The sequence below is a fragment of the Microbacterium sp. BLY genome (assembly GCF_017939615.1).
Taxonomy (GTDB): Bacteria; Actinomycetota; Actinomycetes; order Actinomycetales; family Microbacteriaceae; genus Microbacterium.
This window is the reverse complement of the sequence record NZ_JAGKSR010000001.1, coordinates 100981-122896: the sequence shown is the minus strand read 5'-3', so window position 1 is coordinate 122896 and position 21916 is coordinate 100981. Positions and strand designations below refer to the sequence as shown.

Genomic DNA, 21916 nt, shown 5'->3' with positions numbered 1-21916 from the left:
GGGCGGCGACGTAGGATTCCTGGGTGGCCACCCCCAAGATCGTCCTCTTCTACGCGTTCACGCCGCTCGCCGATCCGGAGGCCATCCGGGTCTGGCAGCGCGACCTCGGCGAAGCGCTGGGCCTGCGGGGACGGGTGCTCCTGTCGACGCACGGCATCAACGGCACGCTCGGTGGCGACCTCCCGGCGGTGAAGAAGTGGGTGCGATCGTTCCGGTCGTACGCGCCGTTCCGCGACGCCGACATCAAGTGGAGCGATGGCACCGGACTCGATGCGACCGGGCGCAGCCTCGACTTCCCGAAGCTGAGCGTCAAGGTCCGGGACGAGATCGTGTCGTTCGGCGCCCCGGACGAACTGCGGGTCGATGCGGACGGCGTCGTCGGGGGCGGGGCCCGCCTCACGCCGGAGCAGCTGCATCAGCTGGTCGCCGAGCGCGGCGACGAGGTCGTGTTCTTCGACGGCCGGAACGCGCTGGAGGCCGAGATCGGACGCTTCCGCGGGGCCGTCGTGCCCGACACCGAGACCACCAGGGACTTCGTCCGGCTGCTCGACTCCGGCGCCTATGACGACCTGAAGGGCAAGCCTGTCGTCACCTACTGCACGGGCGGGATCCGTTGCGAGGTGCTCTCCAGCCTCATGGTCGCCCGCGGTTTCGGGGAGGTCTACCAGCTGGACGGCGGCATCGTCCGGTACGGCGAGACCTACGGCGACGACGGGCTCTGGGACGGTTCGCTGTACGTGTTCGACGGCCGCGGCTCCGTCGACTTCTCCGACCATGCCCGGGTGATCGGCACGTGCGCCGGGTGCGGCGCCGCCACGAAGCGCACCGCGAACTGCCCCGACCCCTCGTGCCGCGCGCAGTTCGTCGTGTGCGCGGAGTGCGAGGCCGTCGCCTGCCCGGCGCACGCCGCCGCTCCTGCCCCGCGCGCCTGAGCGGCGCGATCGTCAGATCAGCAGCCGCGCGTCCGCTCCGCGCGGGGCGTAGAGCGACCGCGGCAGCAGCAGCGCCCGGACTCTGACCCGCCGGTCGACGTGGCGGCGGAGGCTGTCGAGCACGACCTCCAGCGGTGCGGCGAGGTCGTCACCGCGCTCGGCGGTGCGGGCGTAGTTGGCGCGTTCCACGGCGGCCGTCAGCACCCGCAGCGCGGCCTCATCGGCACCCGCGTCCCTGACCAGGCTCGCGGCCCGGATCCGCGGACTCTCCGCATCCGACACCGGCACCTGGAGGTCGAGGAGGGTGTCGCGCAGTTCCGCCCAGGCCGCCGCCGCGTCCCCCTGCGCGGCGCGCCGCATCCGCACCCGCCGCTCCAGGAGACGGATCGCCGCGGGCACGAGGAGGAGGACGACGATGCCCAGGGTGAGGAGGATGACCGGGGTCGGGTCGAGACGGCGCAGCTCTCCCGCCTCGGACGAGCCGGGGTCGGCGTCTCCGCGGTCGACCTCCGGTGCGGTCGTCTCCTCGGTCTGCGGTGCGGTGGTCGGCGCCGGGTCGGCCGGCCCCCCGGTCGTCCCGCCCTGCGTGGTGCCGGCGCGGAAGGCGGTCGGCACCCCGAGGGAGGCGGTCGGCTCGAACGGCACCCAGCCGATCCCGGGGAACAGCACCTCGGGCCAGGAGTGCAGCTGATCGCTCGACACGGAGAAGATCGATTCGTCGCCGCGCTTCTCGTTCGTCAGCGTCCCGGGAAGGTAGCCGACGACGACGCGCACCTGCATGCCCAGGCTCTCGGCCATCAGGGCGAAAGCGCCCGCGAAGTGCACGCAGTACCCGGAGCGCTCCTCGAGGAAGCGGGCCACGGCGTCCGCTCCGGTGCCGTCGAACCCCTCCTCGACGGGCGTCTCCAGGGAGTACTCGAACTGTGAGCGGAACCAGTCCTGCAGGGCGACGAGGCGGTCGTAGTCGGTCTGCTCGTCGGCCGTGACCTCGGCCGCCTGCTGCCCGATGATGGCGGGCAGCTCCACGTCCTCCTCGCGGGGGCGGGGCGGGGCGGCCTCCGTCGCGCGGATCTGCTCCAGCGTCGGCGTCACCCGCAGCGAGGTCACGGTGTAGTCGTTGCCGACCGCGTCCCCGCGCCGCGAGAACAGTGTGCGGTTCTCGGGGGACACCCGCCAGGCCGCGCTGAGACCCTGCACCTCGGTCGCGGGGTACGGCAGGGGCAGCCACGAGCTGGACATCCGCAGCACGCGGATCGAGGTGGTGTATTCCGCGGTCGGAATGTCCTCTCCCCATTCCGGTTCGCCGAAGCCGTCGATCTGGGACTGGAGGTCGCCGCGGTCGGGCTGCCACACGCGGCCGTCGAACCGGGAGAGCGTGGTCAGCCGGAGGTAGGGGGCCGCGTCGGCCTTGGTCGCCACGGTCAGGACCTCGACCGGGCTCGGCTGCCGCAGATCGTCGCCGAGCCGCAATGACGCGTCGACGGTGACCCCCACCCCGGTCCCGGCGATGCTCGAACCGAGCGGGAGCAGGGGCGCCACGACGAGGGTCGTGACGATCGCCGCCGCGCCGACCGAGACGGCGACGGCGGCGGAGGCGCGCCGCGGGGACTCCGGGTGGCGTCGGGCGGTGTGGCGGAACAGGAGCAGGGCGACGATCGCGGCGGCCACGAACCAGGCGAGGTTCGGCGGGCCGAGGGTGATGATCATGGGGAGGGCGCCGACCGTCGCGAACAGCACCGTCGCGAGCACGGCGACGCGTGCGGCGACGAGCTGGTCGAGGAGGATCGTGACGACCGCGAAACCGGCTCCCAGCGCCGCCGCCAGACCGGGCGAGGCGTCGAGCGGCGCCGAGCCGAAGACGATCTGCTCCGCGGCCGCCGCCCCGAGCGCCTGGACCAGGGTGAGGGTCGCCGCGGTGGGGACGACCCCCAGGACGGCGGTGTCGCCGGCCACGAGCAGGGTGAGCACGCCGATCGCCACGAGGGCCTGGGCCGGCAGCGCGACGGCGCCCGCGATGCCCTCCGAGTGCCGGCGCAGCAGGTGCCGCACGAGCATCCCGACGCCGACGACCGCGACGATGACGGTCACCACGACGAAGGACCACGTGCCGGGGGAGATCACGGACGTGAACGGCCACAGGGCGGTGAGGGCGGCCAGCCCGGCGAGCGCCCCCGGGACGACCACCCCGACGGGCTCGTCGCGGTCGCGGTGCCAGCGGAGGCGGACGTCGGCGGGGATCGTGGCGGGCCGCGGTCGTTCAGCGCGGAACATCGGCGGCTCCCGCCCGCGCCGCCAGCGCGTCGTCCCAGGCGTCGGCGACGTCCCCGCCCAGGCGGGCGACGGTCCACCCGTGCCGGCGTGCGGCGTCCTCCGCGCCCGGGAGGGGCTCCGTGGCGAACAGCAGCGGCGCCGCGGCCCCGGACGGGCGCAGCAGCGCGGCGTCCTCCTCGTCCAGGCGGCCGGTCACGTACACGAGGGGACCGGGCGGGGTGCCGCCCAGGAGCGCGGCCAGGTTGCGGCTCTCGCCCCGTGGCGTCACCATCGCCAGGGCCACGAGCAGTCCGTCCCTGTCGTCCTCGTGTCCGCGGAGCGCGCCGAGGAGCGTGCCGGCGCTGTCCAGCACGTCGACGCTGTATCCCTCGGTTGCGAGATGGACGGCGGCGGAGGCGCAGAGCGAGACGGCCGCCTCGAACGCCGGGTCGACGTCGTCCGTCCCCGCGGCCCACCGGGAACCGGTGCGATCCAGCACGACCACGGCGTCGGGGCTCGACTCCTCCTCTTCCTGCCGGACCATGAGCTCTCCGCGGTGGGCCGTGGCCCGCCAGTGGATGCGTCGCATGGAGTCGCCGGGTGCGTAGCCCCGCGGGGAGAGGTTGTCGCTGCCCTGGCCCAGCCGGGTGGACGAGGTGTGCGCCGTGCCACCCGCCGCGCCGATGCGCACCGCGAGCGGTGTCAGGGCGAACACCTCCGGCACCACCGTAATGGTGCGCGTGTCGCCGAACGCCTGCTCGCGCTGCGCGAGGCCGAACGGGTCGACCGTCCGCAGCAGGAGCGGGCCCAGCGGCCAGACGCCGCGGCGGACGCCGGTGACTTGGTAGTGCAGCTGCGCGGTGTCCGCCGGGTACTCGCCGCCCGAGTCGCCCGTGACCGCCGGCGGCAGGACGTCGTGCCACAGCCCGTGCGGCACCCGGAGCGCGCGGAGGGTGAAGCGCACCGTGACCCGCGAGGTCTCCGCAACCGTGAGCAGGTCGGTGGAGATCTGCCGGCTCACGGTTCCGGACCGCCGGGGGAGGCGGACGGCGAGGGCGGAGAACAAGGTGAGCGCCGCCAGCAGGACCCCGAGGAAGAGGAGGATCCGCGCGCCGAGGATGTTCGCCGCGATCACGCACCCGAGCGCGGCGAGCAGCGTCCCGGTGCCGCGCGGGGTGAGCAGTCGACGTCGGCGCATGGCGGCCTCAGGAGCGGGTCGCGACGGGCACGCGCACGCGCTCGGCGATCTGGGTGAGCGCGGCCTCGACCGGCTGCGCGCCGGCGCGGTGCGCGCCGCGGGCTGGGAGCAGCCGGTGGGCGAGCACGGGGATGAGGAGATCGGTGATGTCGTCGGGGATGACGAAGTCGCGCCCGTCCAGCGCCGCCCAGACCTTCGCCGCCCGGACGAGCTGCAGCGTGGCACGGGGGCTTGCGCCGAGGTGCAGATTGGGGTCGGTCCGCGTCGCCTGCGCGAGCGCGACGGCGTACTCCTCCAGCGCGGGGGCCACGTGCACGGCCCGCGCCCACGCGATGAGCTGGGAGATCGCGGCGGCGTCCGCGACGGGCGTCACGGTCGCCAGCGGGTTCACGACGTCGCGCTGCCGGAGCATGAGGGCTTCCGCGGCCGGGTCGGGGTAGCCCATCGAGATGCGCATCATGAACCGGTCCCGCTGCGCCTCCGGGAGCGCGTACGTGCCCTCCATCTCCAGCGGATTCTGGGTGGCGACGACGAGGAAGGGGTCGGGGAGCCGGTGGGTGGAGCCGTCGACCGTGACCTGGCCCTCCTCCATGGCCTCCAGCAGGGCGGACTGCGTCTTGGGGGAGGAGCGGTTGATCTCGTCGGCGATGACGATGTGGGCGAACACGGCGCCGCGCTTGAACTCGAACTCGCGGTCGACCGGGTTGTACACGGACACACCCGTGACGTCGCCGGGGAGCAGGTCCGGCGTGAACTGGATGCGTCGGACGGTGGCGTCGACGGTCGCGGCCAGCGCCCGCGCCAGCATGGTCTTCCCGACGCCCGGGACGTCTTCGATGAGCAGATGGCCCTCGGCGAGGAGGCAGACGAGGGCGCTGCGCACGGCCTCCGGCTTCCCGTCGATCACCTGGCTGATCGAGCCGAGGATGGCCGCGGTCTGCGCGGCGAACCCGTCGGCGTCGATCGCGACCGGGCTCAGGGGGGCGTTCTCTGGCATGCGTTCCCTCTCGTCCGGCGCAACGATGCGCGTGCATCGATCGTACGCTCCGCGGCCCCTGCGGGACCATGTCGGGCTGCGGTCGTCGGGTCCCGTCGACGTCGGGTAGAGTGGACGACGGCTCTCCGCGTGGCGGCATCCAGGCCAATTCCCCCAGGGCGGAAACGCAGCAAGGGTAACCGGGCTCTGCTGGGTGCGCGGAGGGTCTTTTCTTTTGCCCGCGCCCAGCCCCGCGCCAGGTGCGCCTGCGAGAATCGGACGGTGACCGTTCCTCCGCCGGCCAGGCCCGAGCATCCGCTGCGGCGATTCGCCTCGCCCGTGCTCCTGCTCGCCGCGATGTGGGCGGTGCAGTTCGCGGACGCCGTGCTGCCGGGCTCGTTCAGCGGCCTCGGCATCCGCTCGTGGGACCCCGCCGGGCTGCTGGGGATCGTCTTCGCCCCGCTGCTGCACGCCAGCTGGGCGCATCTGCTCGCGAACTCGATCCCGTTCCTCGTGCTGGGCTGTCTGGTCGCGGTCGAGGGCACGCGCCGGTTCTGGGCGGTCACCGGGATCGTCGCGGTCGTCGGCGGGCTCGGGACCTGGCTCGTGAACGCCCCCGGCACGCTCACGGTCGGGGCTTCCGGGCTCGTGTTCGGCTACTTCGGCTATGTGGTGATGCGGGTGTTCGCGCCGGGCCGTGTGTCGCACCGCATCCTCTACGCGGTGATCGCGGTCATCGTGATCGGCGTCTACGGCGGCACGATGCTCGCCGGGGTGTTCGGCGTCGCGGACGGCGTGTCCTGGCAGGGACACCTCTTCGGAGCGATCGGGGGCGGGGTCGCCGCCCTCGCCGGCCGTCGACCGGACCGCCGCGGAGCCGTCCGGCGATGACGGCGCCGCGCACGAGGGGGACGGCGGCGCCGAGGACCGCGTCGGCTCGGCGCTCGGCGGCGACCAGGGAGGCGGCCGCTCGGCGACGCCGGGAGGCCCGGCGTCGCGCCGCCCGGCGCGCGCGACGCACGCGCATCCTGCGGCGGCTCGCGGTGTCGGCCGTCGTGGTGGCCGTGGGCGCCGGTCTGCTCGTGCTCATCCCGCTGGGCCTGGCACGGGATCCCGCGCCGGTCTGCCTCGACCGCCCGGCGACCTTCCCGCAGGCCGGGGTGGCGGGCTGGAGCGGCGAGCAGCTCGAGAACGCCGCGACCATCATCCGCACCGCCGACGAGCTCGGCTTCGCGCGGGACGGGCAGATCCTCGGGGTGATGACGGCGATGGGCGAGAGCAGTCTGCGCAACATCGACTACGGGGACTGGGAGACGCGCGGCTGGACCAACCCGGACGGCTCGCGCACCACGAGCATCGGGCTGTTCCAGCAGCAGGACTGGTGGGGGAGCGCGGAGCAGCGGATGGATCCGGCGACGGCGGCCCGCCTGTTCTTCGACCGCCTCGGGCGCGTCCCCGACTGGCGGTCGATGGCGCCGTCGCACGCCATCCATCGGGTGCAGGTGAACACGGATCGGGACTACTACGCGCGCTTCCAGGACGATGCGGCGGCGGTCGTCGACGTGCTCTCCGGCCCGTGCGAGTGACGCCGCCGTTTGTCACGGTGTCGGCGGGGCACGGCACCGAGACGCCCGCCTAAGCTGGAGCCGTGTCGCGGAGCATCTACATCACCTCGGCCGAAGGCCACACCGGGAAGTCGACGATCGCCCTCGGGGTGCTCGATGCGCTGATGCGGGTGTCGCCGCGGGTGGGCGTGTTCCGCCCGATCGCCCGCGCGGTCGCCGAACGCGACGAGATCCTCGAGCTGCTCCTCGCGCATGACGGCGTGCAGCTCGACTACGAGGATTGCATCGGCGTGACCTACGACGATGTGCGGGCCGACCCGGACGGCGCGCTGTCGACCATCGTCGCCCGTTTCAAGGCCGTCGAGGCGCAGTGCGACGCCGTCGTCATCGTCGGCAGTGACTACACCGACGTCGCGAGCCCCGCCGAGCTCGGCTTCAACGCCCGTATCGCGGCGAACCTCGGCGCCCCCGTGCTGCTCGTGCTGAGCGGACGGGACCAGCAGCGCCAGGCGGAGCAGCTCGGCACGACCACCGCCCGGATGCCGGCGGCGGTCGGCCAGATCGCGGCGCTGGCGCTGCCCGAGCTCGCCGAGGAGCGGGCGGAGCTGTTCGCGGTGGCGGTGAACAGGGCCGATCCCGACGGGCTGGAGCCCATCGTCGACGCGGTGCGCGCCGTCCTCCCCGCCGGCACGCCGGTGTGGGCGCTCCCCGAGGACCGCGCCCTCGTCGCGCCCTCCATCCGCGGCATCGTGTCGGCCGTGGACGGCACGCTGCTGAAGGGCGACGAGGACCGGCTGACCGCCGTCGCGCTCTCGATCGTCGTCGCCGGCATGTCGATGGTCAACGTCCTGCCGCGCCTCACCGACGAGGCCGTCGTCGTGATCCCCGCCGACCGCACCGAGGTGCTGCTGGCGGCGCTCCTCGCCGACTCGTCCGGCACGTTCCCGCGGATCGCCGGGATCATCCTCAACGGCCCGTTCCCGCTCCCGGAGCCGATCCTGCAGCTGCTCGACGGCTTCTCCTCCTCGGTGCCGATCATCACAACCGACCTCGGCACCTACGACACGGCGGTGCGCGTGATGGGCACCCGCGGCCGCATCTCCGCTGACTCCCGCGGCCGCTACGACCGGGCGCTCGGCCTGTTCCAGACCCACGTCGACGTCGCCGAGCTCACGGAGCAGCTGGGTCTCGCGGAGTCGCACGTCGTCACGCCGCTCATGTTCCAGTACGGCCTGATGGAACGCGCGCGGGCCGACCGCCGCCACATCGTCCTCCCCGAGGGCGACGACGACCGCATCCTCCGCGCCGCGGCCGCCCTGCTGTCCCGCGAGGTCGCGGAGCTGACGATCCTCGGCGACGAGTCGGTCGTCCGCGCCAGGGCGGCGGAACTCGGCCTCGACATCGCGGACGCGCACGTGGTGAGCCCGACCGATCCCGCCCTCGTCGAGCGGTTCGCCGCGGAGTACGCGACGCTGCGGGCCCACAAGGGGATCACGCTCGCGCAGGCCGCCGACACCGTCACGGACGTCTCGTACTTCGGCACGATGATGGTGCACCTCGGTCTCGCCGACGGAATGGTCTCGGGGGCGGCGCACACGACCGCGCACACGATCCGGCCGTCGTTCGAGATCATCAAGACCAAGCCGGGCGTGAACGTCGTCTCCAGCGTGTTCCTCATGGCGCTCGCCGACCGCGTGCTCGTGTACGGCGACTGCGCCGTCATCCCCGATCCGACGGCGGAGCAGCTCGCCGACATCGCGATCTCGTCCGCCACGACGGCCCGGCAGTTCGGCATCGACCCGCGCGTGGCGATGCTGTCGTACTCCACCGGCGAATCCGGCTCCGGGGCCGACGTCGACAAGGTGAGGGCGGCGACGGCGCTCGTCCGCGAACGCGCGCCCGAGCTGCTCGTCGAGGGGCCCATCCAGTACGACGCCGCCGCGGATGCCGCGGTCGCCAGGGCCAAGCTGCCGGACTCGGCGGTCGCCGGGCGGGCGACGGTGTTCGTCTTCCCCGATCTCAACACCGGCAACAACACCTACAAGGCGGTGCAGCGCTCCGCGGGCGCCGTCGCGATCGGACCGGTGCTGCAGGGCCTCAACAAGCCGATCAACGACCTGTCCCGCGGTGCGCTCGTCGACGACATCGTCAACACCGTGGCCATCACGGCGATCCAGGCCCAGGGCGCCGAGCGAGCGGGGGAGGAGGCGTGAGCGCGATCCTCGTCATCAACAGCGGGTCGTCCTCGCTGAAGTACAGCCTCATCGACGTGGCGCGCGAGGACGAGCTCGCGACCGGGCTCATCGAGCGCATCGGACAGGAGTCCAGCCCCGTCGCCCACACGGTGCACGGGGAGCGGGGTGAGGGGGCGTCCGCGACGATGCTGGATGCCACGTACCGCGACGAGCAGACGATCCCCGACCACGCCGCGGCCTTCGAGGTCATGCGCGCGCAGTTCGCGGCGCACGGCCCGTCCCTCGACGCGCATCCGCCGGTCGCCGTCGGGCATCGGGTCGTGCACGGCGGTGCGCGGTTCTATGCGCCGACCCTGATCGACGCCGACGTCGAGCGGCAGATCGACGAGCTGGCGGTGCTCGCCCCGCTGCACAACCCGGCGAACCTCGCCGGCATCCGGGCCGCGCGCGCCGTGTTCGACGCGGTCCCGCACGTCGCGGTGTTCGACACCGCGTTCCATCAGACCCTGCCGCCGGCCGCGTACACGTATGCGATCGATGCCGCGCTCGCCGCCGAGCATCGCGTCCGCCGCTACGGTTTCCACGGCACGAGTCATCAGTTCGTGAGCGCGGCCGCCGCACGGTTCCTCGGTCGCGACATCGGCGCGCTCCGGCAGCTCGTCTTCCACCTCGGCAACGGGGCCTCGGTCACCGCGATCGACGGCGGACGCTCGGTGGAGACCTCGATGGGCCTCACGCCGCTGGAGGGCCTCGTCATGGGCACGCGCTCCGGCGACATCGACCCCGCCGCCCTGGTGCACCTGTCCCGGCGGGCGGGCTACACGATCGACGACCTCGATGCGCTGCTGAACACCCGCAGCGGGCTCGCGGGTCTGGCCGGCCGCAGCGACATGCGCGACATCCTCGCGGGGGTGGCGGCCGGAGACGAGGCGGCCACGCTCGCCTTCGACGTCTACGTCCATCGGCTGCGGGCCTACGCGGGCGCCTACATCGCGCAGCTGGGCGGGGTCGACGTGGTGTCGTTCACCGCCGGTGTCGGCGAGAACGCCGCGCCGGTGCGCGCGGCGGCGATGGCGACGCTCGGCTTCGCGGGCATCGAGATCGACCCCGCCCGCAACGAGGCGAGGGAACGCGGGATCCGCGTCATCTCGACCGATGCCTCGCCCGTGACCGTGCTCGTCGTGCCCACGGACGAGGAGCTGCAGATCGCCCGGCAGACCGCCGAACTGCTCTGATCCCGTTCCGGGGTTACTCCGTGCGCTCCGCCCGCATTACGCTGTCACAGTGGCACGGAGAGGTGCCTTTCCCGACCCTCGTCCTTCTCCTGGAGGCTCTGTGCCAGACGCGCTGCCCGACCTGTTCCACGCTGAGGGCGTGCTGTTCGACCTCGACGGCGTCCTCACCCCGACCGCCGAGGTCCACATGCGCGCCTGGAAGGCGGTCTTCGACGACGTCTTCGCGCGCTGGGACATCACCCCGCCGTACACCGACGAGGACTACTTCGCCTACGTCGATGGCAAGAAGCGCTACGACGGCGTCGCGAGCCTGCTCCGCAGCCGCAACGTCGAGGTGCCCTGGGGGTCCGTGGACGACGACCCGTCGGCCGAGACCGTCTGCGGGATCGGCAACCGCAAGAACGCCGCGTTCGCCACGTCCCTCCGCAGCCAGGGCATCGCCCCGTTCCCCGGCTCCCTCGCCGTGGTCGAGGCGCTGCACGCCGCGGGCGTCCCGCTCGGGGTCGTCTCCAGCTCGAAGAATGCCGAGGAGGTGCTGGCGGCCGCCGGCATCCGGTCCTTCTTCCGCGTCGTGATCGACGGGGTGGTCGCGGAGCGCGAGCACCTCGCCTCCAAGCCCGCCGCCGACATGTTCGCCGCGGGCGCCACGGCCCTCGGGGTCGACCCGGCCCGCAGCATCGCCGTCGAGGACGCCACGTCCGGCGCCGCCTCGGCCGCCGCGGCGGGCTACGCCGTCGTCATCGGCGTCGACCGCGGTGCCGGTGCCGATGCGCTGCGCGCCGCCGGCGCCACCCACGTCGTCGACGACCTCGGCGTCCTGCTTCCCGCCACCCGCACCGACATCCCGGAGACCGCATGATCGACCGCGACCGCTTCCCCGTCGACCCGTGGCGTCTGATCGAGACGCGCTATTCGGAGGAGGGCGTCGGCGAGACGCTGTTCTCGGTCGGCAACGGCTATCTCGGGCTCCGGGGCAACCACATCGAGGGACGCGGCGCGCAGGAGCACGGCACGTTCATCAACGGGCTGCACGAGACGTGGCCCATCCGGCATGCTGAGCAGGCCTACGGCTTCGCCGAGGTCGGGCAGACCATCGTCAACGCGCCGGACGCCAAGGTGATGCGCCTGTACGTCGATGACGAGCCCATCTCGCTCGACGACGCGGACGTGCGGGAGTACGCCCGCACGCTCGACATGCGCACGGGTGTGCTGGAGCGTCGGGTGGTCTGGGAGACCCCGTCGGGCAAGCGGGTGCGCATGCGCGACCAGCGTCTGGTGAGCTTCGAGGAGCGCCACCTCGCCGTGCTGCGGCTCGAGGTCGTCGTCGAGAACGCCAACGCGCCGGTCACCATCAGCTGCCAGCTGCTCAACCGTCAGGACGGGGCGGGCGTGTACGCCGGGTCCCCGATGACGACGAAGGGCGCCGCGTTCGACCCGCGCAAGGCCGAGCGCATCGCGGACCGGGTGCTGCAGCCGGCGGAGCACTGGCAGGACGGCCTGCGCTCCGCGCTGTCGTACCGCGTCGCCGCCTCCGGGATGACCGTGGCCGTCGTCGCGGATCACATCATCGAGACGGAGAACGACTACAACGTCCGGACCCTCATCGAGCCGGACATCGCGAAGAACGTCTTCCGGGTGCAGGCGAAGGCCGGCGTCCCCATCACGATCACCAAGCTCGTCAGCTACCACTCCTCGCGGGGCGTGCCGCCGCGCGAGCTCGTCGACCGCTGTCGTCGGTCGCTCGATCGGGCCGCCGACGAGGGCGTCGAGACGGTCTTCCGTCGTCAGCGCGAGTGGCTCGACGCCTTCTGGGAGCGCAGCGACGTGCAGATCGGCGGGCGCGACGACCTGCAGCAGGCCACCCGCTGGTGCCTGTTCCAGCTCGCGCAGGCGGCGGCGCGTGCCGACGGCGCCGGCGTGCCCGCGAAGGGCCTGACCGGTTCCGGCTACAGCGGCCACTACTTCTGGGACACCGAGATCTACGTCCTCCCGTTCCTCACGTACACGACCCCGCGGTGGGCGTACAACGCGCTGCGGGCCAGGGTGAAGATGCTCCCGGCCGCCCGTCGGCGCGCCGCGCAGCTCAACGAGGCGGGCGCGTTGTTCCCGTGGCGCACGATCAACGGCGAGGAGGCCTCGGCGTACTACGCCGCCGGCACCGCGCAGTACCACATCAACGCCGACATCAGCTTCGCGCTCGGCAAGTACGTGCGGGCGACGGGCGATGAGGCGTTCCTGCGCCGGGAGGGCGCGGACGTCGCGATCGAGACCGCGCGCCTCTGGGCCACCCTCGGGTTCTGGCGCGGGTCGCGTCTGGTCGAGCAGTCCGGTGCTGGCGACGGGATCCAGACGTTCCACATCCACGGCGTCACCGGACCCGACGAGTACACGACGGTCGTGAACGACAACCTGTACACGAACGTCATGGCGCGCTACAACCTCCGCTACGCGGCCAAGGTCGTCCGGGAGATCCGCGAGAGCTACCCCGAGGACTACGCGGCGCTCGTCGAGCGCACGGGCCTCGGGTCCGGCGAGGCGGAGTCCTGGGAGCGGGCGGCGGAGGCCATGTACATCCCGTACAGCGAGAGCCTGGGCATCCACCCGCAGGACTCGCTGTTCCTGGAGCGGGAGGTCTGGGACCTCGCGAACACCCCCGCCGACCAGCGTCCGCTGCTGCTGCACTTCCACCCGCTGGTGATCTACCGGTTCCAGGTGCTCAAGCAGGCCGATGTCGTGCTGGCGCTGTTCCTGCAGGGCAACCACTTCTCGCCGGAGGAGAAGAAGGCCGACTTCGACTATTACGACCCGCTGACCACGGGCGACTCGACCCTGTCCGCCGTCGTCCAGTCGATCCTCGCCGCCGAGGTCGGCTATCAGGATCTCGCGCAGAAGTATTTCGAGCAGTCGCTGTTCGTCGATCTGCACGACCTGCACCACAATGCCGCGGACGGCGTGCACGTCGCCTCGGCGGGCGGGGTGTGGACGGCCCTCGTCTGCGGCTTCGGCGGTATGCGCGACTACGGCGGTGACCTCAGCTTCGATCCGCGGCTTCCCGAGTCGTGGCCGTCGCTGTCGTTCCCGCTGCAGTGGCAGGGGACCGCGATGCAGGTGACCATCACCCGGCACGAGCTCCGTGTGGAGGTGCGCAGCGGTCCTCCGGTGCCGTTCAGCGTGCGGGAGAACGCCTACATCGCGACGCTGGAGGACGAGGTGATCGTGCCGCTCGCGAACCAGGGTCCCGTGATCCCCGGACGCCCGACGCTGCAGGAGTTCGCCGATGCCCGGCGCGACGACGGCACCCGTCTTTCGGCCTCGGTCCCCGTGATCACGAGCGCGATCCCCGTCGTCGAGACCATCGACTGAGCCGACCCACCCCTTTGCGTGCCTCCCACCACCTTGCGGACGTCCGCAAGGGGGTGGTTCGCACGAAAGGGGCCGGGTCGGGAGAGAGGGGAGCAACGTCGGTGGCACGCCGTAGGCTGGTGGGGTGACCACAGCCCTCTACCGCCGTTACCGACCCGAGACGTTCGGTGAGATGATCGGGCAGTCGCAGGTGACCGATCCGCTCATGACCGCGTTGCGCGGCGACCGCGTCGGCCACGCCTACCTGTTCTCCGGCCCCCGTGGCTGCGGCAAGACCACTTCCGCGCGCATCCTCGCCCGGTGCCTGAACTGCGCGGAAGGCCCGACGGACACCCCGTGCGGAACCTGCCCGAGCTGCGTGGAGCTGTCCCGGGCGGGCGGCGGATCGCTCGACGTCGTCGAGATCGACGCGGCGAGCCACAACGGCGTCGACGACGCCCGCGACCTCCGCGAGCGCGCCACCTTCGCCCCGAGCCGCGACCGCTTCAAGATCTTCATCCTCGACGAGGCCCACATGGTGACCCCGCAGGGGTTCAACGCGCTGCTGAAGCTCGTGGAGGAGCCCCCGCCGCACGTCAAGTTCATCTTCGCCACGACCGAGCCCGAGAAGGTGCTGGGCACGATCCGCTCGCGGACGCACCATTACCCGTTCCGGCTGGTGCCGCCCGCCGCGATGCTGGAGTACGTCGAGAAGCTGTGCGCCGAAGAGGGCGTGATCGTCGAGCAGGGCGTCCTGCCGCTCGTGGTCCGCGCCGGGGGAGGCTCTCCCCGTGACACGCTGTCGCTGCTCGATCAGCTGATCGCCGGGTCCGACGCCCCGGCCGGTTCGGAGACCGTCACCGTCGGCTACGCCCGGGCGGTGGCGCTGCTCGGGTACACCCACGGCGCGCTCCTCGACGAGATCGTCGATGCGCTGGCGGCGGGCGACGCCGCGACCGCCTTCCCGGCGATCGACCGCGTGGTGCAGACCGGTCAGGACCCGCGGCGGTTCGTCGATGACCTGCTCGAGCGGCTGCGCGATCTCATCGTCATCGCCGCGGTGGGCTCCGGTGCGTCCGCCGTCCTGCGCGGCATCGCCGAGGACGAGCTCGACCGGATGCGCCGTCAGGCTGAGTCGTTCGGCGCGGCACGGCTGTCGCGCACGGCCGACGTGGTCAGCGCGGCGCTCGACGACATGTCCGGTGCGACGTCGCCACGACTCCACCTCGAGCTCATGGTCGCCCGCGTCCTCGCCGCCGCCCCCGGTGGCGCGGCCCCGTCCGGCGCCTCGGCATCGGGCGCACTGCATCCGCCGGCGACGACGCATCCGCCGGTGATCCCGCCGACACCCGCGCCGTCCTCGGCCACCGTCGCACCCGAGACCGCGACGGTGACGCCGCCGGCGACGGCATCGGCCTCGTCCACGACGGCCCCCTCCGGTCCCGCGCCTGCGGCGTCCGGTCCGGCGCCGGCCTCGTCCGGTCCTGCGCCGGCGGCCGAGCACGAGCGCTCCGCGGAACCCGACGCGGCCCCGGAGCCCGCGCCCGCTCCGACCCCGGAGTCGTCCGCCGCACCGTCCGCTCCTGTCACGTTCGACCGCATCCGCGACGTGTGGCCGGCCGTGCTGAAGCGCCTCGAGAGCATCAGCCGCACGTCCTGGCTGCTCGCCACCGCCGTGCAGCCGCTGGCGTACGACGGCGAGTCCGAGGTCCTCACCCTCGGCTTCACGAGCCAGCACGACGTCGCGAAGTTCAAGGGGACCACGCCCGGATCGGGACCGTCCGACCACCTCCGCACTGCCATCGAGCAGGAGGTCGGCGTGCGCGTCAAGTACCTTCCGGCGCCGATGCCGCCCGGTGGGGCGCCGCGGCAGCCCGCCTCGTCCGGTACCGCCGCACCCACGGACGCCGCCCCTGCATCGGAGCCTGCGTCAGCAGGGCGTTCTCGCCCCCAGGTGCGGTCCGCGGCGTCGGCTCCGGTCACGGAGTGGGCCGTCGCGCCGATCCCGACGGCGGACACCGCCGCGCCGGCGGCGCCACTCGCCGTCGATGAGGAGCCCGAGGAGGTCGAGGCGGCGGCCGCTGCTCCGGCCCCGCCGTCGGACGGCGGCATCGACCGGGACGAGCCGCCGCTGCCCGGCGACGACGACGCCCCGGCCTTCGATGAGGAGCCTCCGTACGACCCGGCCTACGAGCCCCCGGCTCCGTACGACCGTCCCCCCTCTCCACGCGCGACCTCGGCGGGTGCCGCGCCGGCCACGGCCCCGCAGGCCGCCGCCCCGCGCACGGCGCCGACGACCGCGCCGCCGCTCGTCATCGAGCGCGCCCCCGCGGTCGGGGGCGTGCAGCGCTACGGTGAGGCCGTGATCCGCCAGGTGCTCGGCGCGACGTTCCTTCGCGAAGAGCCCTACGAGCCCCCCACGAGGTTCTCCTGATGTACGACGGCATCGTCCAAGAGCTGATCGACGAGTTCGGCCGCCTCCCCGGCATCGGACCGAAGTCCGCACAGCGCATCGCGTTCCACATCCTGCAGACGCCGACGTTCGACGTCGCGCGTCTCGCGGAGCTGCTGACCGAGATCCGTGTCCGCGTCCGGTTCTGCGAGATCTGCGGCAACGTCGCGGAGCAGGAGCGCTGCGCGATCTGTCGCGATCCTCGCCGCAACCAGGCGCTGATCTGCGTGGTCGAGGATGCGAAGGACGTCGCGGCGATCGAGCGCACGCGGGAGTTCCGCGGCCTGTACCACGTGTTGGGCGGCGCGATCAGCCCGATCGCGGGCATCGGACCGGACGACCTGCGCATCGCCCAGCTCATGACGCGGCTCGCCGACGGCACCGTCCAGGAGGTCATCATCGCGACCAACCCCAACCTGGAGGGGGAGGCGACGGCGAGCTACCTCAGCCGGCTGCTGACCACGATGCAGATCACGGTCTCCCGGCTCGCCTCGGGCCTCCCGGTCGGTGGCGACCTCGAGTACGCGGACGAGGTGACGCTCGGCCGGGCCTTCGAGGGCCGGCGCGTGCTGTGACCCCGCAGTCCGGCTTCTCGCGGCGGGGCTGGCTGCTCTTCGGGGTCATGGCCCTGCTCTGGGGCGTGCCCTACCTCTTCATCAGCGTGGCGGTCGATTCGATCTCCCCGCCGGCGATCGTCGCCGGGCGGACGCTCATCGCCGCGCTCCTCCTGCTGCCGTTCGCGCTGCGCTCGGGCGCGCTCCGTGCGGCGCTCCGGCACTGGCCGTGGGTGCTGGCCTTCGGTGCGGTGGAGATGGCGGGACCGTTCCTGCTCCTCGGGCATGCCGAGATGACCCTGCCCTCCGGCATGACCGGGCTCCTGGTCGCCACGGTGCCGTTGTTCGCGGCGCTCATCGCTCTGAGCGGCGGCGACCGGGGCGTCCTGCGTCCGGCGCGCGGCATCGGCCTGCTGGTCGGTTTCGTCGGCGTCGCGGTCGTCGTGGCAGGGCCCGGCCTCTTCGGAGGCGAGGTGAGCCTGCTCGCGGCGGGGGAGGTGCTGCTGGTCGCGGTGCTGTACGCGATCGCGCCGTTCATCGTGGCCCGCAAGCTGAACGACGTGCCCTCGCTCGGCACGATCACGCTGTCGCTGCTCATGATCGGCGTCATCTACCTTCCGATCGGCCTGCTCACGCAACACGAGGTGCCGACGCTCCCGTCCATCGGCTCGCTGCTCGCCCTCGCCGTGATCTGCACGGCGCTGGCGTTCCTGGCCTTCTTCGCGCTGATCCGCGAGGTCGGACCGGTCAGGGCGCCGCTGTTCACCTACGTGAATCCGGTCGTGGCGATCGTGCTCGGCGCGATCGTGCTCGCCGAGCCCCTCACCCCCGGTCTGCTCCTCGGATTCCCGCTGATCATCATCGGCTGCTGGTTCGCCGCCACCGGAGGACGGCTGCGCCCGATGACACCCGTTCCCCCCGCGCCCGCCTGAACCGTCACATGCGCAGGGCGGCATACGCGCCGATCGTAGAATGACCGTGGGCGGATCCGCCCGACATCCCAGGGAGTGAACGTGGCCCTCATCGTGCAGAAGTACGGCGGCTCGTCCGTCGCCGACGCAGAGAGCATCAAGCGCGTCGCCAAGCGCATCGTGGACACCCGTCGCGCCGGCCACGACGTGGTCGTCGCCGTGAGCGCGATGGGCGACACGACCGACGAGCTGCTCGACCTCGCCAACGAGGTCGCGCCGATCCCCGCTCCGCGCGAGCTCGACATGCTCCTCTCCAGCGGTGAGCGCATCTCGATGGCGCTGCTGGCGATGGCGATCCACTCGATGGGCTTCGAGGCGCGGTCGTTCACCGGCAGTCAGGCGGGCATGATCACCGACTCGCAGCACGGCGCCGCCCGCATCGTCGACGTGACGCCGGTACGGCTGCGGGAGGCCCTCGACGAGGGGGCGATCGTCATCGTCGCGGGGTTCCAGGGTTTCAACCGCGACACCCGCGACATCACGACGCTCGGCCGTGGCGGCTCCGACACGACGGCCGTCGCGCTGGCGGCCGCGCTCAACGCCGATGTCTGCGAGATCTACAGCGATGTCGACGGCATCTTCACCGCCGACCCGCGGGTCATCCCGAAGGCGCAGAAGCTCGACCACGTCTCCAGTGAGGAGATGCTGGAGCTCGCCGCCAACGGCGCGAAGGTCCTCTACATCCGCGCCGTCGAGTACGCCCGCCGGCACGGCGTCCTCATCCACGCTCGGTCGACGTTCTCGTCGGCCGAGGGCACATACGTTCTGGGCGAGGGCATGAAGAACCCTCGCGAAGCCGAGGGAGCAGTCATGGAAGAACCGATCGTCGCCGGCGTCGCCACCGACTTCAGCCAGGCCAAGATCACCGTCGCCGGGGTGCCCGACGTCCCGGGCAAGGCGGCCGAGATCTTCAAGATCGTCGCGAAGTCCGGCGCCAACGTCGACATGATCGTGCAGAACGTGTCGGCGACGGGACGCACCGACATCTCGTTCACGGTGCCGAAGGCCGACGCCGCCGGGGCGCTGAAGGCCCTCGCCGGTGAGCAGACCGAGGTCGGGTTCCAGAATCTCATCCACGACGACCAGATCGGCAAGCTGTCGGTGGTCGGCGCGGGCATGCGCACGCACTCCGGTGTCTCGGCGACCCTGTTCGAGGCGCTGTCCGCGGGCGGGATCAACATCGAGATGATCTCCACGTCGGAGATCCGCATCTCGGTCGTGCTGCGCGACACCGACCTGACCGAGGCCGCGCGCATCGTGCACACCGCCTACGGTCTCGACGGCGACGCGGAGGCCACGGTCCACGCCGGCACCGGCCGCTGACCCCACCGCCCGCGTCCGCCCGCGCTCCCCGCGTAACCCCAGGCTTTCGCGCTGGTTCAGGCTGTCCTGCCCCCGCGTGCCTGCCCTCGCGCGTCCGCCTGCCCTCGCGCGTCCCGCGCCGGCGCAGGCTTTCGCGCTGATTCAGGCTGTGCTGTCCACGCGCGCCTGTCGTCCGGCGTTCGCCAGCTCTCGTGTCGCCGACGGGCGAGGGGGTGGTCGCGGCGCGATAGACTCGCCGAAACCCTGACACCGGCGCCAGGCGCAGCATCCGCATCCCGACGCCGCGCCCGAAGCCTCGTACGCCGTACCGCACGAAGCCAAGGAACATCATGACCCGTATCTCCGAATCAGGACTCTCCGTCGCCATCGTCGGCGCCACCGGCCAGGTGGGCACCGTGATGCGTGAGATTCTCGCGGAGCGTTCGTTCCCGATCCGCGAGCTGCGCCTGTTCTCGTCGGCGCGGTCGGCGGGGACGGCGATCGAGTTCGGCGGGCAGACGGTGATCGTGGAGGACGTCGAGGCGGCCGACCCGTCGGGCATCGACATCGCCCTGTTCTCCGCCGGTGCCACGGCCAGCCGCGCCTACGCGCCGCGCTTCGCCGCGGCCGGTGCCGTGGTCGTCGACAACTCCAGCGCCTGGCGCATGGATCCCGAGGTGCCGCTGGTCGTCAGCGAGGTCAACCCGCACGCCATCGATGACCGCCCCAAGGGCATCATCGCGAACCCGAACTGCACCACGATGGCCGCGATGCCCGTGCTGAAGGTCCTCGACGCCGAGGCCGGACTCGAGCGGCTGATCGTGTCGACCTACCAGGCGGTCTCCGGTTCCGGACTCGCCGGCGCGCAGGAGCTGCTCGGACAGGTCGAGGGCGTGCTCGCGCAGGGCGACACGCTCCGCCTCGTGCACGACGGCTCCGCGGTCGACTTCCCCGAGCCCGAGAAGTACGTCGCCCCGATCGCCTTCGACGTGATCCCGCTCGCGGGCAACCTCGTCGACGATGGCGACAACGAGACCGACGAGGAGAAGAAGCTCCGCAATGAGAGCCGGAAGATCCTCGAGCTGCCCGACCTCCGTGTCGCCGGCACGTGCGTCCGGGTGCCGGTGTTCACCGGCCACTCCCTCTCCATCCACGCCGAGTTCGCGCAGGACCTGACGCCCGAGCGCGCACGTGAGGTGCTGAGCGCGGCGCCCGGCGTCGTGCTGGACGAGGTGCCGACCCCGCTGCAGGCCGCAGGGAAGGACCCGAGTTTCGTGGGCCGCATCCGAGCCGACCAGTCGGCTCCGGAGGGCAAGGGGCTCGTGCTGTTCATCAGCAACGACAACCTGCGCAAGGGGGCGGCGCTGAACGCGGTGCAGATCGCCGAGGTGCTCGCGGAGCGCCTGGCCCCGGTGTCCTGACCGCCGTATGGTCGGCGGGGTCCTGCCCGCGAACTAGACTGTTCGGGTGACTGAAAACGTCGATGTCGTCCTGATCGGCGGTGGCATCATGAGCGCCACCCTGGGTACCCTGCTGCACGAGCTGCAGCCGGATTGGAAGATCGTCGCCTTCGAGCGGCTGTCGGACGTGGCGCAGGAGAGTTCGAACCCCTGGAACAACGCCGGGACCGGGCACGCTGCGCTGTGCGAGCTGAACTACATGCCGCAGCAGGGCGATGCGCCGCTCGACCCCGCGAAGGCGATCTCGATCAACGAGCAGTTCCAGCAGAGCCGCCAGTTCTGGTCGTCGCTCGTCGAGAAGGGTGTCCTGGACGAGCCGTCGACGTTCATCAATGCGACCCCGCACATGACGTTCGTGCGCGGAGAGAAGGATGTCGCGTATCTCAAGAAGCGCTACGAGGTGCTCAAGGAGCAGCCGCTGTTCGCCGGCATCGAGTACAGCGAGGATTCGCGCGTCATCAACCAGTGGGCGCCGCTGCTCATGCAGAAGCGTCGCAAGGGGGAGCCGTTCGCGGCGACCCGGGTGCCCGCCGGGACCGACGTCGATTTCGGTGCGCTGACCCATCAGCTCTTCGACCACCTCCGCTCGTCGGGCGTCTCGGTGCGCACGAATCACGAGGTCAAGTCGCTCAAGCGTCAGAAGGACGGCACCTGGCTGATCAAGTACCGCACGACGGTCGGTCGCACGCCGAACGAGATCAAGGCGAAGTTCGTGTTCGTCGGCGCCGGCGGCTGGGCGCTGAAGCTCCTGCAGAATTCTGGCATCCCCGAGATCAAGGGCTACGGCGTCTTCCCGATCGGGGGCCAGTTCCTCAAGACCACGAACCCGAAGATCGTCGCGCAGCACAAGGCGAAGGTCTATTCGCAGGCGTCCGTCGGCGCGCCGCCCATGTCGGTCCCGCACCTCGACACACGTGTCGTCGACGGCGAGGCCTCGCTCATGTTCGGCCCGTTCGCGACCTTCAGCCCCAAGTTCCTGAAGAACGGTTCGATGCTCGACATCGTCACGCAGGTGCGCACGCACAACCTGTGGCCGATGCTGCGCGTGGCGTTCGCGAACCCCGACCTCATCACGTACCTCATCAGCGAGCTGATGAAGAACCACCGCAAGAAGGTCGACAGCCTCCGCACCTTCATGCCCACGGCGAAGGACGAGGATTGGACGCTCATCGACGCCGGTCAGCGGGCGCAGGTCATGAAGAAGGATCCGAAGAAGGGCGGGGTGCTGCAGTTCGGCACCGAGGTCGTCGCTGCCGGTGACGGCTCGATCGCCGGCCTCCTGGGTGCGTCGCCCGGCGCCTCGACGGCGGTCCCGATCATGCTCGACCTGCTGAAGAAGTGCTTCCCCGGCGAGTACCCGGGCTGGGAGTCGCAGCTGCGCGAGCTCATCCCCACCTTCGGCCGGAAGCTCAACGGTGACGCGGAGCTCGCGGAGGAGTCCACCAACGCCACCGCGGCCGTCCTCGGCATCAACGCCTGACACC

Annotated in this window: 16 protein-coding genes and 1 other RNA gene; 14 read left to right on the top strand and 3 right to left on the bottom strand. The window is 71.9% G+C overall.

Annotated features, from left to right (window positions below; all coding sequences use genetic code 11):
* The first annotated feature begins 23 nt into the window (after positions 1-23).
* The gene (locus tag KAF39_RS00635; protein WP_210675510.1) at positions 24-932 is read left to right on the top strand and encodes a rhodanese-related sulfurtransferase; all 909 of its coding nucleotides are present in this window, start codon (positions 24-26) and stop codon (positions 930-932) included.
* A gap of 12 nt (positions 933-944) precedes the next feature.
* Here the strand turns inward: KAF39_RS00635 and KAF39_RS00630 are convergent, their stop codons facing one another.
* From KAF39_RS00630 to KAF39_RS00620, 3 genes are read right to left on the bottom strand one after another with little or no spacing between them, the layout of a single operon-like run.
* A complete protein-coding gene (locus KAF39_RS00630) occupies positions 945-3203 on the bottom strand; it encodes a DUF3488 and transglutaminase-like domain-containing protein (RefSeq protein ID WP_210675509.1) in 2259 nt (752 codons plus the stop codon).
* On the bottom strand, positions 3190-4380 hold the full coding sequence (locus KAF39_RS00625; protein ID WP_210675508.1) for a DUF58 domain-containing protein: 1191 nt from the start codon (positions 4378-4380) through the stop codon (positions 3190-3192). The genes KAF39_RS00630 and KAF39_RS00625 overlap by 14 nt, the downstream gene beginning before the upstream one ends.
* Positions 4381-4387: 7 nt before the next feature.
* Complete coding sequence (locus KAF39_RS00620; protein WP_210675507.1) at positions 4388-5377, bottom strand: MoxR family ATPase; 990 nt, start codon at positions 5375-5377, stop codon at positions 4388-4390.
* Between the two features lie 116 nt (positions 5378-5493).
* Between KAF39_RS00620 and ffs the strand changes: the two genes are divergently transcribed.
* The 13 genes from ffs (at position 5494) to KAF39_RS00555 (ending at position 21912) form a co-directional block, all read left to right on the top strand.
* Positions 5494-5590, top strand: an RNA gene (gene ffs, locus KAF39_RS00615) — signal recognition particle sRNA small type.
* 48 nt (positions 5591-5638) lie between these two features.
* A complete protein-coding gene (locus tag KAF39_RS00610; protein ID WP_210675506.1) occupies positions 5639-6247 on the top strand; it encodes a rhomboid family intramembrane serine protease in 609 nt (202 codons plus the stop codon).
* On the top strand, positions 6244-6942 hold the full coding sequence (locus KAF39_RS00605) for a hypothetical protein (RefSeq protein WP_210675505.1): 699 nt from the start codon (positions 6244-6246) through the stop codon (positions 6940-6942). The genes KAF39_RS00610 and KAF39_RS00605 overlap by 4 nt, the downstream gene beginning before the upstream one ends.
* Before the next feature lie 62 nt (positions 6943-7004).
* Positions 7005-9134 carry a phosphate acetyltransferase gene (pta, locus tag KAF39_RS00600; RefSeq protein WP_210675504.1) on the top strand — a complete coding sequence of 710 codons (2130 nt, stop codon included), beginning with the start codon at positions 7005-7007 and terminating at the stop codon, positions 9132-9134.
* Positions 9131-10351, top strand: a complete 1221-nt coding sequence (locus tag KAF39_RS00595; RefSeq protein ID WP_210675503.1) for an acetate/propionate family kinase — start codon at positions 9131-9133, stop codon at positions 10349-10351. The genes pta and KAF39_RS00595 overlap by 4 nt, the downstream gene beginning before the upstream one ends.
* Positions 10352-10451: 100 nt before the next feature.
* Entirely contained in the window at positions 10452-11210 is a 759-nt protein-coding gene (locus KAF39_RS00590; protein WP_210675502.1) for a beta-phosphoglucomutase family hydrolase, read from the top strand.
* Positions 11207-13714 (top strand): glycoside hydrolase family 65 protein, encoded by a 2508-nt coding sequence (locus KAF39_RS00585; RefSeq protein WP_210675501.1) that lies wholly within the window; start codon positions 11207-11209, stop codon positions 13712-13714. The genes KAF39_RS00590 and KAF39_RS00585 overlap by 4 nt, the downstream gene beginning before the upstream one ends.
* A gap of 124 nt (positions 13715-13838) precedes the next feature.
* Positions 13839-16127, top strand: a complete 2289-nt coding sequence (locus tag KAF39_RS00580; protein WP_210675500.1) for a DNA polymerase III subunit gamma and tau — start codon at positions 13839-13841, stop codon at positions 16125-16127.
* Positions 16127-16720: a recombination mediator RecR gene (gene recR, locus KAF39_RS00575; protein ID WP_136032137.1), complete on the top strand. Its 594-nt coding sequence runs from the start codon at positions 16127-16129 to the stop codon at positions 16718-16720. Before KAF39_RS00580 ends, recR begins: the two co-directional genes overlap by 1 nt.
* A complete protein-coding gene (locus tag KAF39_RS00570; protein WP_210675499.1) occupies positions 16717-17631 on the top strand; it encodes a DMT family transporter in 915 nt (304 codons plus the stop codon). The genes recR and KAF39_RS00570 overlap by 4 nt, the downstream gene beginning before the upstream one ends.
* A gap of 81 nt (positions 17632-17712) precedes the next feature.
* Positions 17713-18993 (top strand): aspartate kinase, encoded by a 1281-nt coding sequence (locus KAF39_RS00565; protein WP_210675498.1) that lies wholly within the window; start codon positions 17713-17715, stop codon positions 18991-18993.
* A gap of 329 nt (positions 18994-19322) precedes the next feature.
* Positions 19323-20393, top strand: coding sequence for an aspartate-semialdehyde dehydrogenase (locus KAF39_RS00560; RefSeq protein WP_210675497.1), 1071 nt, complete (start codon positions 19323-19325; stop codon positions 20391-20393).
* A 46-nt stretch (positions 20394-20439) separates the two neighbouring features.
* Positions 20440-21912 (top strand): malate:quinone oxidoreductase, encoded by a 1473-nt coding sequence (locus tag KAF39_RS00555; protein WP_210675496.1) that lies wholly within the window; start codon positions 20440-20442, stop codon positions 21910-21912.
* Positions 21913-21916: the final 4 nt, after the last annotated feature.